Here is a 14,124-nt window from a genome sequence, read left to right as displayed (position 1 = left end):
CGAACAAGTTTGGTAAGGAATTGAACCATGCGTCATCGTAAAAGTGGCCGTCACCTCAGCCGCACCAGCGCTCACCGCAAGGCCATGTTCCAGAACATGGCGGTTTCGCTGTTCGAGCACGAGCTGATCAAAACTACCCTGCCGAAAGCCAAGGAACTGCGTCGCGTTGCCGAGCCGCTGATCACCCTGGCCAAGGAAGACAGCGTTGCCAATCGTCGTCTGGCCTTCGACCGTACCCGTTCGAAAGCCATCGTTGGCAAACTGTTCAACGATCTGGGCAAGCGCTACGCCACCCGTAACGGCGGCTACCTGCGCATCCTCAAGTGCGGCTTCCGCGCTGGCGACAACGCTCCGATGGCTTATGTTGAACTGGTCGACCGTCCGGTCGGCGGTTCGGTAGAAGCTGCCGAGTAAGTCTCTGTTCCCTACGCCGAGCCGGCCTGCGTCAAGCAGCCAGTTCAGGCCAAGGCAACGACAAACGCCCCGACAGTGTTGGGGCGTTTGTTTTTGCGGCGGAAAAATCCTGGCTTTTCTCCTGTTGCGGTGGTGCTCGGTTTGGACGCGTCCGGGCGTCTATCGAAAGAAAATGACTATCTTGTCGTTGTGTTTCATATATTGGTTCTTTCGTAAGTGCAGGACTATTCTTCTTTCATTGTCGGGCCACAGCCGTTGGAACCGACACGATGAGGAGAAGGAGAGAAGCATGTCGAACACAGGTAAATGCCCGTATCATGTCGCAGGCCAGGGGACGACCAATCTGGATTGGTGGCCGAATCAGTTGCGTGTGGATCTGCTGAACCAGCATTCCGAGCGCTCCAACCCGCTGGGCGAGACATTCAACTACGCCGAAGAATTTAAGAAGATCGACTATTCCGCCCTCAAGGGTGACATCCGCAAGGTACTCACCGATTCGCAGGAGTGGTGGCCGGCCGACTGGGGCAGCTACGTCGGTCTGTTCATCCGCATGGCCTGGCATGGCGCCGGCACGTACCGTCTGGTTGATGGCCGGGGTGGTGCGGGTCGTGGTCAGCAGCGTTTTGCGCCGCTGGGCGCCTGGCCGGACAACGCCAACCTGGACAAGGCTCGTCGCCTGCTGTGGCCGGTGAAGCAGAAGTATGGACAGAAGATCAGCTGGGCCGACCTGTTCATGCTGGCCGGCAACGTTGCCCTGGAGTCTTCGGGTTTCCGTACCTTCGGCTTCGCTGCCGGGCGCGCGGACACCTGGGAGCCGGATAACGACGTCAACTGGGGCACGGAAAAGGAATGGCTCAAGCACCGTCGTAGCGAGGCGCTGAAAGACAGCCCGCTGGCGGCCACCGAAATGGGCCTGATCTACGTCAACCCGGAAGGCCCGGAAGCTAGTGGCGATCCGCTGTCGGCGGCGCCGTTCATCCGTGCCACCTTCGGCAACATGGCGATGGACGACGAGGAAATCGTCGCCTTGATCGCCGGTGGCCACACCCTGGGCAAGACGCACGGCGCGGTGCCGGGCGACAAGATCGGCCCCGACCCGGAAGCCGCTCCCATCGAGCAGCAGGGCCTGGGCTGGTTCAGCGGCTATGGCAGTGGCAAGGGTAAGGACGCCATCACCTCGGGGATCGAAGTCACCTGGACGCAAACGCCGACCCAGTGGAGCAACTACTTCTTCGAGAACCTGTTCCAGTACGAATGGGAGCAAGTCAGGTCGCCGGCCGGCGCGATCCAGTGGGTGGCCAAGGATGCCCCGGAGATCATCCCTGATCCTTTCGATCCGGCGGTCAAGCACAAGCCGACCATGCTCACCACCGACCTGACCCTGCGTTTCGATCCGGCCTTCGAGACAATCTCGCGGCGTTTCCTCAACGACCCGCAGGCGTTCAGCGAAGCCTTCGCCCGCGCCTGGTTCAAGCTGACCCACCGCGACATGGGGCCAAAGGCTCGCTACCTCGGCCCGGAAGTGCCGAAGGAAGACCTGATCTGGCAAGACCCGCTGCCGCCAGCCGGCCCGCTGCCGTCTGCTGCTGACATTGCCGATGCCAAAGCGAAGATCGCGGCGCTGGGCCTGAGCGTATCCGAACTGGTTTCCCTGGCTTGGGCCTCGGCGGCCACCTTCCGGGGTGGCGACAAGCGCGGCGGTGCCAACGGTGCGCGCCTGGCGCTGCAACCGCAGCGCGGCTGGGCGGTGAACAAGATCGCGGTTGCCGCGCTGGCCAAGATCGAGGGCATCCAGGCTTCGACTCGCCTGTCTCTGGCCGACCTGATCGTCCTGGCCGGTAATCTCGGCGTCGAGCAGGCCGCTAGTGCTGCCGGTACGTCGATCGAGGTGCCGTTCGCCGCTGGTCGCGTCGATGCCTCGCAGGAGCAGACCGACGTGCACAGCGTTGAATACCTGCGTGGCCCGGCCGATGGCTTCCGTAACTGGAAGGCCGATGGTATCGATATCGGCGACGAGGTGCTGCTGATCGACAAGGCTCAGCAGCTGACGTTGACCGCGCCGGAGATGACCGCGCTGCTCGGTGGCCTGCGTGTGCTGGGCGCCAACTGGGATGGCAGCCTGCGGGGTGTGTTCACCGACAAGGTGGGCGTGCTGAGCAATGACTTCTTCGTCAATGTGCTGAGCATGGACCTGGAGTGGAAACCCAGTGGCGAGGGCTTCGATGTGCTGGAGCGCAAGACCGGGGCGAAGAAGTACACGGCCAGCCGTGCCGACCTGGTGTTCGGTTCCAACTCGGTGCTGCGCGCCTATGCCGAGGTGTATGCCCAGGACGGCGGCCAGCAGAAGTTCATCAAGGACTTCGTCGCGGCCTGGACCAAGGTGATGAACCTGGATCGTTTCGATCTGGCCTGACGCTTCACTGAGCGGTAACGCAACGCCTCCCTCGCGGAGGCGTTGTGCTTTTGCTTGACCGAACCCCGCGTCAGGCGGAGCATTGCCACTTGTTCATGAATGCTACAAGGAATGCCCGGCATGAAAGGCCATACCGAAGTCGTCGACTATCTCAAGCATCTGCTCAAAGGTGAGCTGGCCGCTCGTGACCAGTATTTCATCCATTCGCGGCTGTATGAGGACTGGGGTTTCAGCAAGCTCTACGAGCGCATCAACCACGAGATGGAAGAGGAAACCCAGCACGCCGACGCGCTGCTCAAGCGCATCATCTTCCTCGAGGGTGTGCCGGATATGGTGCCCAACGCCTTCTCCTTCGGGCAGACCGTGCCTGAGGCGCTGAAGCTGGATCTGGCGCTGGAGTACGAAGTGCGCGCGGCCCTGAGCAAGGGTATCGAACTGTGCGAGAAGCATCAGGATTACCAGACTCGCGACATCCTCCTGGCACAGCTCAAGGATACCGAGGAAGACCACGCCTATTGGCTGGAGATTCAGTTGCAGCTAATCGACAAGCTGGGGCTGGAGAAGTACCTGCAAAGCCAGATGTAAGCTGACTTGTCAAAGTAAGAGCCCCGCATGTGCGGTAATGCTGTTCACTTAAGAAACGGTTGAGCTCGATCAGTCCCCTCGCCCCTCTGGGGAGAGGGTTAGGGAGAGGGGGAAACTGGCAGTTTTGCGGTGTTTTCTGCCCTCTCCCCCAGCCCCTCTCCCATAAATGGGAGAGGGGAGCCAAACGTGTGCAACCTTAAGTGAACAGCATTACCCGCATGTGCGGGGCTCTTTCGTTTCAGGCGCGGTCGCGTTCCAGCAGCGGCTTGAGGAAGTGCCCGGTATGCGAGGCCGGGTTGGCGGCCACCTCTTCCGGTGTGCCGGTGGCGATGATCATCCCACCCTTGGAGCCGCCCTCGGGGCCGAGATCGACCAGCCAGTCGGCGGTCTTGATCACGTCCAGGTTGTGCTCGATCACCACCACGGTGTTGCCGTGGTCGCGCAGACGGTGCAGCACGTCGAGCAGTTGCTGGATGTCGGCGAAGTGCAGGCCGGTGGTCGGCTCGTCGAGGATGTACAGGGTCTTGCCGGTGTCGCGCTTGCTCAGCTCGCGACTCAGCTTGACCCGCTGCGCCTCGCCGCCGGACAGGGTGGTCGCCGACTGCCCCAGCTTGATGTAGGACAGGCCCACGTCCATCAGCGTCTGCAGCTTGCGCGCGATGGCCGGCACGGCGTCGAAGAAGGCGCGGGCTTCCTCGATGGTCATGTCCAGCACCTCGGTGATGCTCTTGCCCTTGTACTTCACTTCCAGGGTTTCGCGGTTGTAGCGCTTGCCCTTGCACACGTCGCAGGGCACGTAGATGTCCGGCAGGAAGTGCATCTCTACCTTGATCACGCCGTCGCCCTGGCAGGCCTCGCAGCGCCCGCCCTTGACGTTGAAGCTGAAACGGCCCGGGCCATAACCGCGCGAGCGCGATTCCGGCACACCGGCGAACAGCTCGCGGATCGGTGTGAACAGGCCGGTGTAGGTCGCCGGGTTGGAACGCGGCGTCCGGCCAATCGGGCTCTGGTCGATGTCGACCACCTTGTCCAGGTGTTGCAGGCCGTCGAAGGAATCGTGCGGCGCAGCCTCAAGAGTGGTGGCACCGTTCAGCGCGGTGGCGGTCAGCGGGAACAGGGTGTTGTTGATCAGCGTCGACTTGCCCGAGCCGGACACGCCGGTGACGCAGGTGAGCAGGCCCACCGGAATTTCCAGGTCGACATTGCGCAGGTTGTTGCCGTGTGCGCCTTTGAGCTTGAGCAGTTTCTTCTTGTCGCGCGGCGTGCGCTGCGCCGGATAGCGGATCTTCTCGCGGCCGGACAGGTACTTGCCGGTCAGCGAGTCGGGGTGATTCATCACCTCGTCCGGCGTGCCTTCGGCGACAATGCGGCCGCCATGCACACCAGCACCCGGGCCGATATCGACGACGTAATCGGCCATGCGGATGGCGTCTTCGTCGTGCTCGACCACGATCACCGTATTGCCCAGGTTGCGCAGATGGTTGAGGGTACCGAGCAGGCGCTCGTTGTCGCGCTGGTGCAGGCCGATGGACGGCTCGTCGAGAATGTACATCACGCCCACCAGGCCGGCGCCGATCTGGCTGGCCAGGCGGATGCGCTGCGCTTCGCCGCCGGAGAGGGTGTCGGCGCTGCGATCCAGGGTCAGATAATCGAGGCCGACGTTGACCAGGAACTGCAGGCGCTCGCGGATTTCCTTGAGAATTTTCTCGGCGATCTCGCCGCGCCGTCCGGTCAGGTGCAGGTTGGCGACGTAATCGCAGGCGTCACCGACCGGCAGGCCGGTGACCGCCGGCAGGGTCTTCTCGCCAACCCAGACATGTCGCGCCTCGCGGCGCAGGCGCGTGCCACGGCAATCGGGGCAGGGCTGGGTGCTGAGGAACTTGGCCAGCTCCTCGCGCACGCTGGCCGACTCGGTCTCGCGGTAGCGGCGCTCGAGGTTGGGGATGATGCCCTCGAAGGGATGCGAGCGTTTGACGATGTCGCCACGGTCGTTGAGGTACTTGAAATCGACGCTCTGCGTACCGCTGCCGAACAGAATGACTTTCTGGTGTTCGGCGGCCAGGTCGTCGAAGGGCTCTTCGAGGCTGAAGCCATAGTGTGCGGCCAGCGAGCCGAGCATCTGGAAGTAGTAGACGTTGCGCCGGTCCCAGCCGCGTATGGCGCCTTCGGCCAGGGTCAGCTCGCCATTGACCAGGCGCTTGCCGTCGAAGAACTGCTTCACGCCCAGGCCGTCGCAGGTCGGGCAGGCGCCGGCCGGGTTGTTGAAGGAGAACAGCTTGGGTTCCAGCTCGCTGATCGAGTGGCCGCAGTGCGGGCAGGCGAAGCGCGCGGAGAAGATGATCTCTTCGCCCGGCTCATCATCCATGGGAGCAATCAGGGCGATGCCGTCGGCCAGGCCGAGGGCGGTCTCGAAAGACTCGGCCAGACGCTGCTGCAGATCCTCACGGACCTTGAAGCGGTCCACCACCACGTCGATGGAGTGCTTCTTCTGCTTGTCCAGCTTGGGCAGCTCGTCCAGCTCATGCAGCTTGCCGTTGACCCGTGCGCGGACGAAGCCCTGGGCGCGTAGCTCCTCGAACACCGACAGATGTTCGCCCTTACGCTCGCGGACCACCGGCGCCAGCAGCATCAGCTTGCGGCCTTCCGGCAGCGCCAGCACCTGGTCGACCATCTGGCTGACGGTTTGCGCCTCGAGCGGCACGTCATGGTCCGGGCAGCGCGGAATACCGGCGCGGGCATACAGCAGGCGCAGGTAATCGTAGATTTCGGTGATGGTGCCGACGGTCGAGCGCGGGTTGTGCGAGGTGGATTTCTGTTCGATGGAAATTGCCGGTGACAAGCCTTCGATGGTGTCGACATCGGGCTTTTCCATCATCGACAGGAACTGCCGGGCGTAAGCCGACAGCGACTCGACGTAACGGCGCTGGCCTTCGGCGTACAGCGTGTCGAAGGCCAGGGAAGATTTGCCGGAACCGGACAGACCGGTGATCACGATCAGCTTGTCACGCGGCAGGGTCAGGTCGATGTTTTTCAGGTTGTGGGTGCGGGCCCCACGAATCAGAATCTTGTCCACTTACAACGGCCTCGCTGGGCGGGCGGAAAACGGTCGAGTATAGGGCTTGCTGCTGCCCTGCGGCAAAGTGTGCGCCTGTGCCGAAACGACGGCGGCTGCTAGAATCGCCGCCTGATTTCCTCAGGGTTCATTCGATGCACGATCCGCACAGCGAGCGCATGAGTAGTAGCGAGACCCGCGCGGCCGGCGGCCTGGCTATGGTGTTCGCGTTTCGTATGCTGGGTATGTTCATGGTGCTGCCGGTGTTGGCCACCTACGGCATGGATCTGGCGGGCAGTACTCCCGCGCTGATCGGCCTGGCCATCGGTGCCTATGGTTTGACCCAGGCTGTGCTGCAAATACCCTTCGGCATGCTCAGTGACCGTATCGGCCGACGCCCGGTGATCTACGCTGGCTTGCTGATTTTTGCTGCAGGCAGCGTGCTGGCGGCCAATGCCGATTCGATCTGGGGCGTGATCGTCGGGCGTGTGCTGCAGGGGGCTGGAGCGATCTCTGCGGCGGTGATGGCGTTGTTGTCGGATCTGACTCGCGAGCAGCACCGCACCAAGGCCATGGCCATGATTGGCATGAGCATCGGTCTGTCGTTCGCCGTAGCCATGGTGGTCGGCCCGCTGCTGACTCGTGCGTTTGGCCTGTCCGGGCTGTTCTGGGCGACGGCGGCGATGGCGTTGCTTGGCATCCTGATCGTCGCCGGCATCGTGCCGAAAGACGCCGGCCCGCTGCAGCATCGCGAATCCGGCGTGGCGGCACAGGCGCTGTGGCCGACCCTCAAACATGGCGACCTGCTGCGTCTGGACTTCGCCATCCTGGCCCTGCATGCGGTGCTCATGGCCAGTTTCGTCGCCTTGCCGCTGGCGCTGGTGGAGCAGGGCGGGTTGGTCAAGGAAGAGCACTGGTGGGTTTATCTCACCGCGCTGTTGATCGGTTTCTTCGGCATGGTGCCGTTCATCATCTATGGCGAGAAAAAACGCCAGATGAAGCGCGTGCTGCTCGGTGCCGTCAGCGTGTTGCTGGCCTGCGAGCTCTTCTTCGCCTTCTTCGGCAGCAGCCTGCGGGCGCTGGTAGTGGGTATCGTGGTGTTCTTCACCGCCTTCAATCTGCTCGAAGCCTCGCTGCCGTCGCTGGTCAGCAAGGTGGCGCCGGCAGGCGGCAAGGGCACTGCGATGGGCGTCTATTCCACCAGCCAGTTCCTCGGCGCAGCCCTGGGCGGCATTCTCGGTGGCTGGCTGTACCAGCACGTAGGCCTGGGCGGTGTGTTCATCGGCTGCGCCGTGCTCTGTGCAATTTGGTTGGCTATTGCTGTTACTATGCGCGAACCGCCGTACGTGACCAGTTTGCGCCTACCGCTCGATGCCGCGGCACTGGCCGATGTCGGACTGGTCGAACGCCTCAAGGCAACGCCGGGAGTGGCGGACGCCGTGGTGGTGGTCGACGAAGCGGCCATCTATATCAAAGTCGATACCCAACAAGTGGATCGCACGACGCTGGAAAGCCTGATCATATCGGCACCGGCGGCGTGCCGAGTCTAGGAGAACGTTATGGCCCGTGGGGTTAACAAAGTCATTCTGGTCGGTACCTGCGGCCAGGACCCGGAAACACGCTACCTGCCCAGCGGCAACGCGGTCACCAACCTGAGCCTGGCGACCAGCGAGCAGTGGACCGACAAGCAGACCGGGCAGAAGGTCGAGAAGACCGAGTGGCACCGCGTCGCCCTGTTCGGCAAGGTCGCCGAGATCGCCGGCGAGTACCTGCGCAAGGGTTCGCAGGTGTACATCGAAGGCAAGCTGCAGACCCGCGAGTGGGAAAAGGACGGCATCAAGCGCTACACCACCGAGATCATCGTCGACATGCAGGGCACCATGCAGCTGCTGGGTGGTCGTCCGAGCGGTGATGAAGGCGGCGCTCCGCGTCAATCGCGTCCGGCTCCGCAGCGCGAGCCGCAACAGGCCCCGCGTCAGGAGCGTCCTGCTCCGCAGCAGGCCCAGCCAGCGCCTGACTACGACAGCTTCGATGACGACATCCCGTTCTAATCTGAGCGGGCTCTAGCCTATGCGAATGCGCCTGATGCTGCTGGGCGGTGGTAGTGCCCTGGGGCAAGCGCTGATCCGTCTTGGCGCCGAGGAAGATATCGGCTTCCTCGCACCACGCCCGCCGGAAAATGGCTGGGATGCGGCGAGCCTCACCGAGTTGCTCGACGAGACCCGCCCGGATGCACTGATTAACCTGGCTTACTACTTCGACTGGTTCCAGGCCGAGTCGGTGGCCGATTCGCGCCTGCAGACGCAGGAGCGCGCTGTGGAGCGTCTGGCTGAGCTGTGCCAGCACCATTCCATCGTCTTGCTGCAGCCGTCCAGCTATCGAGTCTTCGATGGTTCGCGTGTCACCGCATACAGCGAAAAGGAAGAGCCGCTGCCCCTCGGGCTGCGTGGCCAGACGCTGTGGCGTCTGGAACAGAGCGTGCGGGCGATCTGTCCGCGGCATGTGCTGCTGCGCTTCGGCTGGTTGCTCGATGACAGCCGTGAAGGACGCCTGGGGCGTTTTCTGGCGCGCGCCGAGCGTGACGAGGTGCTGTATCTCGCCGATGACCGGCGGGGTAATCCCACCCCGGTGGACGATGCGGCGCGGGTGATTCTGGCCGTGCTCAAGCAGCTCGATTGCGAGTCGCCCTTGTGGGGCACCTATCATTACGGTGGTCATGAGGCCAGTACGGCGCTGAGTCTGGGGCAGGCGGTATTGAGCGAGGCGCGTCACTATCGCAGCAATCTGGTCGAGGATGTCGCGCCGCAGGCGCATGCCGCACGTCCGGATGCGGCCGATGAGCCGCAGCATGCGGTATTGGCCTGCAAGAAAATTCTTCACACCTTCGGTATCAAGCCGCGCGCCTGGCGCTCCGGTCTGCCGAGCCTGCTGGATCGTTATTATCGTCATGGCTGAAATTCTCGTAACCGGCGGCGCCGGCTTCATTGGCTCGCATCTGGTCGATGCCTTGCTGGCCGCCGGCCACGGCGTGCGTGTGCTGGACAACCTGTCCATGGGCAAGCGCAGCAATCTGCCGCTGGATAATCCGCGTTTGTGCTTCATCGAGGGCGATGTCGCCGATGCCGAGGTGGTCGCCCGCGCGGTAGCGGGTTGTTCGGCCGTGGCGCATCTGGCCGCGGTGGCTTCGGTACAGGCCTCGGTAGACGACCCTGTCGCCACGCATCAGAGCAACTTTATCGGCACCCTGAATGTTTGCGAAGCGATGCGCCAACACGGTGTGCGGCGTGTGGTCTACGCCTCCAGCGCGGCGATCTATGGCAACAACGGCGAAGGCGTGGCGATCGACGAGACCACTGCCAAGGCGCCGTTGACGCCCTACGCGGCGGACAAGCTGGCCGGCGAACACTATTTGGATTTCTATCGCCGTCAGCATGCGCTGGAACCGGCGGTGTTCCGTTTCTTCAATGTCTTCGGGCCACGCCAGGATCCATCCTCGCCGTACTCGGGGGTGATCAGCATCTTCACCCAGCGGGCGCAGCAGAGGCTGCCGATCAGCGTCTTTGGCGATGGTGAGCAGACCCGTGACTTCTTCTATGTTGGCGACTTGATCGAGCTACTGCAGCAGGGCCTGCTTGGCGACTTCGTCGAAGTGCCTGTAAATGTCGGCTGGAACCAGGCGGTCAGTCTCAATCAGCTGCTGGCGGAGATCGGTACGCTGTGCGCCGGCCTGCCAGAGGTGACGTACCTGCCGGCGCGCTCTGGCGATATACGCCATTCGCGGGCCGATAATGCGCGTTTGCAGGCTCATTACCGTATGCCGCAGCAGACGCCGTTGCGCGAAGGCTTGCGCCAGCTGCTCGGGCTGTGAATCGAGCCCATGAAAAAGCCGGCATTCGCCTAATGCCTGTCAGTTAAGGCTGTACGCGTTTGGCTCCCCTCTCCCGTTTACGGGAGAGGGGCTGGGGGAGAGGGCCGAAATACCGCGAAACGGCCATTTACCCCTCTCCGAACATGGCTCGCCAGATGGGCGAGGGGCTCATCGTAGGCAGTCGTCGCTTAACTGATCAGCATTAGGCATACGCCGGCTTTTTCGTTTCTGCGTGGGCTATCAGAACTTGTAGCCCAGACCGACCATGTAGACCCATGGGTCGACTTTAACGTCCACTTTGGCACGCACACCACCTTCCAGTGTGTTGTGGTCGACATACACCTGAGTATCGATATCGATGTAGCGGATCTGGCCGTTGATCATGATGTTGTCTGTCAGCATGTAATCAGCGCCGATCTGAGCAGCCAGGCCCCAGCTGTTGGAGGCCTGCAGATTGCTGAAACCTGCAGCTTCGGCACGGCTGCTGGTGTCTCCATCCATGAACCAGGTGTAGTTGATGCCGGCGCCAATGTAGGGTTGGAAAGCCGATGCTTTGTCTAGCGGGTAGTACACCAGGCTCAGGGTTGGCGGCAGGTGCTTCAGAGTGCCCAGTTTGCCGTTTGCCGGGCCAAGGGCTGCGCCTTTGACATGCACGTCATGCGTGAAGGGGGTGGCGGCCAGAAGTTCGATACCCAAGTTATCGGTAAGCATGTAGGCGAAGTTCAGGCCCAATTGGGTGTCACTACCTACAGTGGCCTTGCCTCCCAGGTCGGTGCCAGCCAATGCGCCGCGATCAACCTTGACTCCAGAGCTGCTGTCATTGGGTTGAACGGTGACGGCGCCGGCACGGACGATGATATCGCCAGCCTGGTGAGCCTGGGCGATGGGGGAAGCGATGGCCAGGGCCAACAAAGAGGCAGTGAACAGTGACTTGTACATAGCGAGCTCCAGTTCGAGTCGGTTGTGTCTTTGGCTGGAATCAATGCTAAGCCAAGCAACAATTCACTTTTTGACCTGGCTCAATAGATTGACAGGCTCTGCTGCGGTGTTTTGTCCATTGCCTCAAATGCATCTCTAGATGATAATGTTTCTCTTTTTGAAGCAAGCCTGTCTGTCGAGGATCCTCTGCGCATGAATCGCTTCCCCCTCCGTTCCCTGGCTGTGGCCCTGATGTTGGCCAGCGGCTCGTTGGCTGCTGCGCCGCTGGATGCTGCGCTGGATGAAAGTCAGCGCCTGGCTGCCGAGGCAAAAGCCTCGCAGGGCCGTGTCGAGCAACTGGATGACGCCAGTCGTGAGATGCTCACTGAGTACCGCAATGCCCTGCAGCAGGCTGAGGCTTTGAAAGGTTATAACAGTCAGCTTCGTGATCTGGTCGAAGCCCAGCGTCAGGAGCTGGCCAGTTATCAGAAGCAGCTCGATGGCATCGAACGTACCCAGGAAGCAGTGAGCCCGCAAATGGTCAAGATGGTCGAAGTGCTGGGTGAGTTCATCGCTGCCGATCTGCCGTTCCTGCCTGAAGAGCGCGAGGATCGTCTGGCTCAGTTGCAGGATTTGCTGCCGCGCGCCGACGTCAGTCTGGCCGACAAATATCGCCGCATCCTCGAGGCCTACCAGATCGAGAGCGATTATGGCCGCACGCTCGAAGCCTGGCGCGGCGAGCTGAATCAGGCAGACGGTGGTTCGCGCAGCGTCGAGTTCCTGCGCCTGGGCCGCAGCATGCTTTATTACCAGACCCTCGATGCCCACGAGAGCGGCTGGTGGAACCCGCAGACCAAGGCCTGGGAAGTGCTCGACGGCAGCGCACGTCGTCCGTTGACCCAGGCCATCGCCATCGCCCGCCAGCAGCAGGCGCCTGCCGTGCTGTCCCTGCCGATCAAGACCCTGGCCGAGGAGGCCGCACAATGAGTCGTCGTGTTGTCGCCGTATTGGCGCTCAGCCTGTTGCCGGCACTGGCTGCCGTGGCCGAAACCCTCAACCCCGATCAACTGCTGCAGCGCATCCGCAGCGAGCGCGCTGCCGAAGTCAGCGCCATGCAGGAGCGCGAACAGGCGTTTCTCGCCAAACGTAGTGAGCAGGCGCAGTTGCTGGCTGCCGCACGTTCCGCGCTGAATACCCAGAAAGCCGAAAGCGAACGCCTCAAGGCCGAGTTCGACCGGCAGGAGGCCGAACTGGCCGAGCAGGAAAAACTGCTGGCGCAGCGTGTTGGTCACCTCGGTGAACTGTTCGGTGTGGTGCGCCAGAGTGCCGGTGATGTTGCCGGGCAATGGCAGGATAGCCTGCTCAACGCTCAGTATCCGGAGCGTCTGAAGCGCCTCAAGGCATTGGCTGAAAGCCGCTCGCTACCGTCCGCCGAAGACCTCGACGGCTATTGGATGCTGCTGCTCGAAGACCTGGCTGCCAGCGGCCGTATCGAGCGCCTGCAGTTGCCGGTGGTGAATGCCGATGGTTCGCGCCAGGAGCAGCAGGTGCTGCGTGTCGGCGCGTTCGCCGTATATGGCGAGGATGCCTTCCTGCGTTACGACGCCGATGCCGGGCAACTGCTGGCGCCGCCGCGTCAGCCGTCCGGCCTGGGGCAGGTCAAGGACTACCTGAGCAGCACCGATGCGCTCGCCACGCTGCCCATCGACCCGAGCCGTGGCAGCCTGCTGGCGCAGCTGCAGCAGCAGCCAACCCTGTGGGATCGTCTACAGCAGGGTGGCCTGGTTGGCTGGGTGATCGTCGTGCTGGGAACCTTTGGTCTGCTCCTGGCGCTGTGGCGGATGATTTATCTGAGCCGCGTCGGCCGTCTGGTCAAGGCGCAGATGCACGACCTCAGTGCGCCGCGTAATGACAACCCACTAGGCCGCGTGATTGGTGTACTGGGCGCCAAGCCGCAACTGGCCGACCTGGAAACGCTGGAGCTGAAACTCGACGAAGCGATCCTGCAGGAAACACCGCCGCTGGAGAAAGGCCAGGGCCTGCTCAAACTGCTGGCTGCCGTTGCACCGCTGCTCGGCCTGCTGGGCACCGTGACCGGCATGATCGTGACCTTCCAGGCCATCACTCAGAGCGGTGGCGGCGATTCGCGCCTGATGGCCGACGGTATCTCCCAGGCGCTGGTGACCACCGTCCTGGGTCTGGTGGTCGCCATTCCGCTGCTGTTCCTGCACAGCCTGCTGGCCAGCCGCAGCAAGGGCCTGATCCAGATTCTGGAGCAGCAGAGCGCCGGTCTGATCGCCCTGCACCTGTCGGGAGCACCGCGCCGTGACTGACCTGTTCGCCTTCTGGCTGCGTGCAGTCGACAGTGCTCATGCACTGCTCGACTTCATGAGCGCTGGCGGCTTGGTGATGTGGGCGCTGGCGGTGCTCTGCGTGGTGTTCTGGACCCTGGTGTTCGAGCGTTTCTGGTACATGCGCAGGATTTTCCCGCGCTGGGTGCAGGAGCGCCGCGAGGCCTGGCAGCAGGTGCTCGCCGATGACAACGGCAACTGGCAGCGCGCCGTTCGCCTGGCCTGGCTGGCGCAGGCGCGTCAGCAACTGGCGGCGCCGCTGCGCCTGGGCAAGACCCTGGTGGCGCTGTATCCGTTGCTGGGCCTGCTGGGTACCGTACTTGGCATGATCGCCGTGTTCGATGTGCTCGCCCTCAACGGTGCCGGTAACCCACGCGGCATGGCCGCAGGCGTGTGGCAGGCGACCCTGCCGACCATGGCCAGCATGGTTCTGGCCATTCCTGGATTGTTCAGCCTGGCGCGCCTCGAACGCGAAGCCAGCCAGGCCATCGAGCGGCTGGCCGACCAGCTGCGTCACGACTGA

12 protein-coding genes are annotated in these 14,124 nt (G+C 62.8%); 10 read left to right on the top strand and 2 right to left on the bottom strand.

The features are described from left to right. Positions 1 to 27: 27 nt before the first annotated feature. From rplQ to bfr, 3 genes are all read left to right on the top strand, one after another. Positions 28 to 414 carry a 50S ribosomal protein L17 gene (gene rplQ / locus N5J71_RS06905; protein WP_003243945.1) on the top strand — a complete coding sequence of 129 codons (387 nt, stop codon included), beginning with the start codon at positions 28 to 30 and terminating at the stop codon, positions 412 to 414. A gap of 289 nt (positions 415 to 703) precedes the next feature. Continuing rightward, entirely contained in the window at positions 704 to 2,827 is a 2,124-nt protein-coding gene (katG, locus tag N5J71_RS06900) for a catalase/peroxidase HPI (protein ID WP_279916584.1), read from the top strand. Positions 2,828 to 2,947: 120 nt separating this feature from the next. After that, on the top strand, positions 2,948 to 3,412 hold the full coding sequence (gene bfr, locus N5J71_RS06895) for a bacterioferritin (protein WP_074858054.1): 465 nt from the start codon (positions 2,948 to 2,950) through the stop codon (positions 3,410 to 3,412). A gap of 238 nt (positions 3,413 to 3,650) precedes the next feature. Here the strand turns inward: bfr and uvrA are convergent, their stop codons facing one another. Next, on the bottom strand, positions 3,651 to 6,485 hold the full coding sequence (gene uvrA, locus N5J71_RS06890) for an excinuclease ABC subunit UvrA (protein WP_279916583.1): 2,835 nt from the start codon (positions 6,483 to 6,485) through the stop codon (positions 3,651 to 3,653). Positions 6,486 to 6,619: 134 nt separating this feature from the next. Between uvrA and N5J71_RS06885 the strand changes: the two genes are divergently transcribed. The 4 genes from N5J71_RS06885 to N5J71_RS06870 are packed head-to-tail and all read left to right on the top strand — an operon-like array spanning position 6,620 to position 10,332. Further along, positions 6,620 to 8,014: an MFS transporter gene (locus tag N5J71_RS06885; RefSeq protein ID WP_084342414.1), complete on the top strand. Its 1,395-nt coding sequence runs from the start codon at positions 6,620 to 6,622 to the stop codon at positions 8,012 to 8,014. A 9-nt stretch (positions 8,015 to 8,023) separates the two neighbouring features. Next, complete coding sequence (locus N5J71_RS06880) at positions 8,024 to 8,515, top strand: single-stranded DNA-binding protein (RefSeq protein ID WP_003463262.1); 492 nt, start codon at positions 8,024 to 8,026, stop codon at positions 8,513 to 8,515. A gap of 19 nt (positions 8,516 to 8,534) precedes the next feature. Continuing rightward, entirely contained in the window at positions 8,535 to 9,419 is an 885-nt protein-coding gene (locus tag N5J71_RS06875; RefSeq protein ID WP_003463260.1) for a sugar nucleotide-binding protein, read from the top strand. Beyond that, on the top strand, positions 9,412 to 10,332 hold the full coding sequence (locus N5J71_RS06870) for an NAD-dependent epimerase/dehydratase family protein (RefSeq protein ID WP_039965173.1): 921 nt from the start codon (positions 9,412 to 9,414) through the stop codon (positions 10,330 to 10,332). Before N5J71_RS06875 ends, N5J71_RS06870 begins: the two co-directional genes overlap by 8 nt. A gap of 240 nt (positions 10,333 to 10,572) precedes the next feature. On the opposite strand, the gene N5J71_RS06865 is transcribed toward N5J71_RS06870, so the two are convergent. Then, on the bottom strand, positions 10,573 to 11,271 hold the full coding sequence (locus N5J71_RS06865) for an OmpW/AlkL family protein (protein ID WP_279870901.1): 699 nt from the start codon (positions 11,269 to 11,271) through the stop codon (positions 10,573 to 10,575). Positions 11,272 to 11,463: 192 nt separating this feature from the next. Here N5J71_RS06865 and N5J71_RS06860 point away from each other — a divergent pair, with 192 nt between their 5' ends. From N5J71_RS06860 to N5J71_RS06850, 3 genes are read left to right on the top strand one after another with little or no spacing between them, the layout of a single operon-like run. Continuing rightward, a complete protein-coding gene (locus tag N5J71_RS06860; RefSeq protein ID WP_003463253.1) occupies positions 11,464 to 12,237 on the top strand; it encodes a DUF3450 domain-containing protein in 774 nt (257 codons plus the stop codon). Further along, positions 12,234 to 13,583 (top strand): MotA/TolQ/ExbB proton channel family protein, encoded by a 1,350-nt coding sequence (locus N5J71_RS06855; RefSeq protein WP_257597797.1) that lies wholly within the window; start codon positions 12,234 to 12,236, stop codon positions 13,581 to 13,583. Before N5J71_RS06860 ends, N5J71_RS06855 begins: the two co-directional genes overlap by 4 nt. Then, positions 13,576 to 14,124 carry a MotA/TolQ/ExbB proton channel family protein gene (locus tag N5J71_RS06850; protein ID WP_279916581.1) on the top strand — a complete coding sequence of 183 codons (549 nt, stop codon included), beginning with the start codon at positions 13,576 to 13,578 and terminating at the stop codon, positions 14,122 to 14,124. Before N5J71_RS06855 ends, N5J71_RS06850 begins: the two co-directional genes overlap by 8 nt.

The sequence above is a fragment of the Ectopseudomonas oleovorans genome (assembly GCF_029845265.1).
Classification (GTDB): Bacteria; Pseudomonadota; Gammaproteobacteria; order Pseudomonadales; family Pseudomonadaceae; genus Aquipseudomonas; species Aquipseudomonas oleovorans.
Note: the sequence above shows the minus strand (reverse complement) of the source record. Positions and strands in the feature narration are given on the sequence as shown.

Excerpts from the sequence above, each read along its gene's own strand:
- rplQ (WP_003243945.1), top strand. The coding sequence starts at position 28 with ATGCGTCATCGTAAAAGTGGCCGTCACCTCAGCCGCACCAGCGCTCAC.
- katG (WP_279916584.1), top strand. The coding sequence starts at position 704 with ATGTCGAACACAGGTAAATGCCCGTATCATGTCGCAGGCCAGGGGACG.
- bfr (WP_074858054.1), top strand. The coding sequence starts at position 2,948 with ATGAAAGGCCATACCGAAGTCGTCGACTATCTCAAGCATCTGCTCAAA.
- N5J71_RS06885 (WP_084342414.1), top strand. The coding sequence starts at position 6,620 with ATGCACGATCCGCACAGCGAGCGCATGAGTAGTAGCGAGACCCGCGCG.
- N5J71_RS06880 (WP_003463262.1), top strand. The coding sequence starts at position 8,024 with ATGGCCCGTGGGGTTAACAAAGTCATTCTGGTCGGTACCTGCGGCCAG.
- N5J71_RS06875 (WP_003463260.1), top strand. The coding sequence starts at position 8,535 with ATGCGAATGCGCCTGATGCTGCTGGGCGGTGGTAGTGCCCTGGGGCAA.
- N5J71_RS06870 (WP_039965173.1), top strand. The coding sequence starts at position 9,412 with ATGGCTGAAATTCTCGTAACCGGCGGCGCCGGCTTCATTGGCTCGCAT.
- N5J71_RS06865 (WP_279870901.1), bottom strand. The coding sequence starts at position 11,271 with ATGTACAAGTCACTGTTCACTGCCTCTTTGTTGGCCCTGGCCATCGCT.
- N5J71_RS06860 (WP_003463253.1), top strand. The coding sequence starts at position 11,464 with ATGAATCGCTTCCCCCTCCGTTCCCTGGCTGTGGCCCTGATGTTGGCC.
- N5J71_RS06855 (WP_257597797.1), top strand. The coding sequence starts at position 12,234 with ATGAGTCGTCGTGTTGTCGCCGTATTGGCGCTCAGCCTGTTGCCGGCA.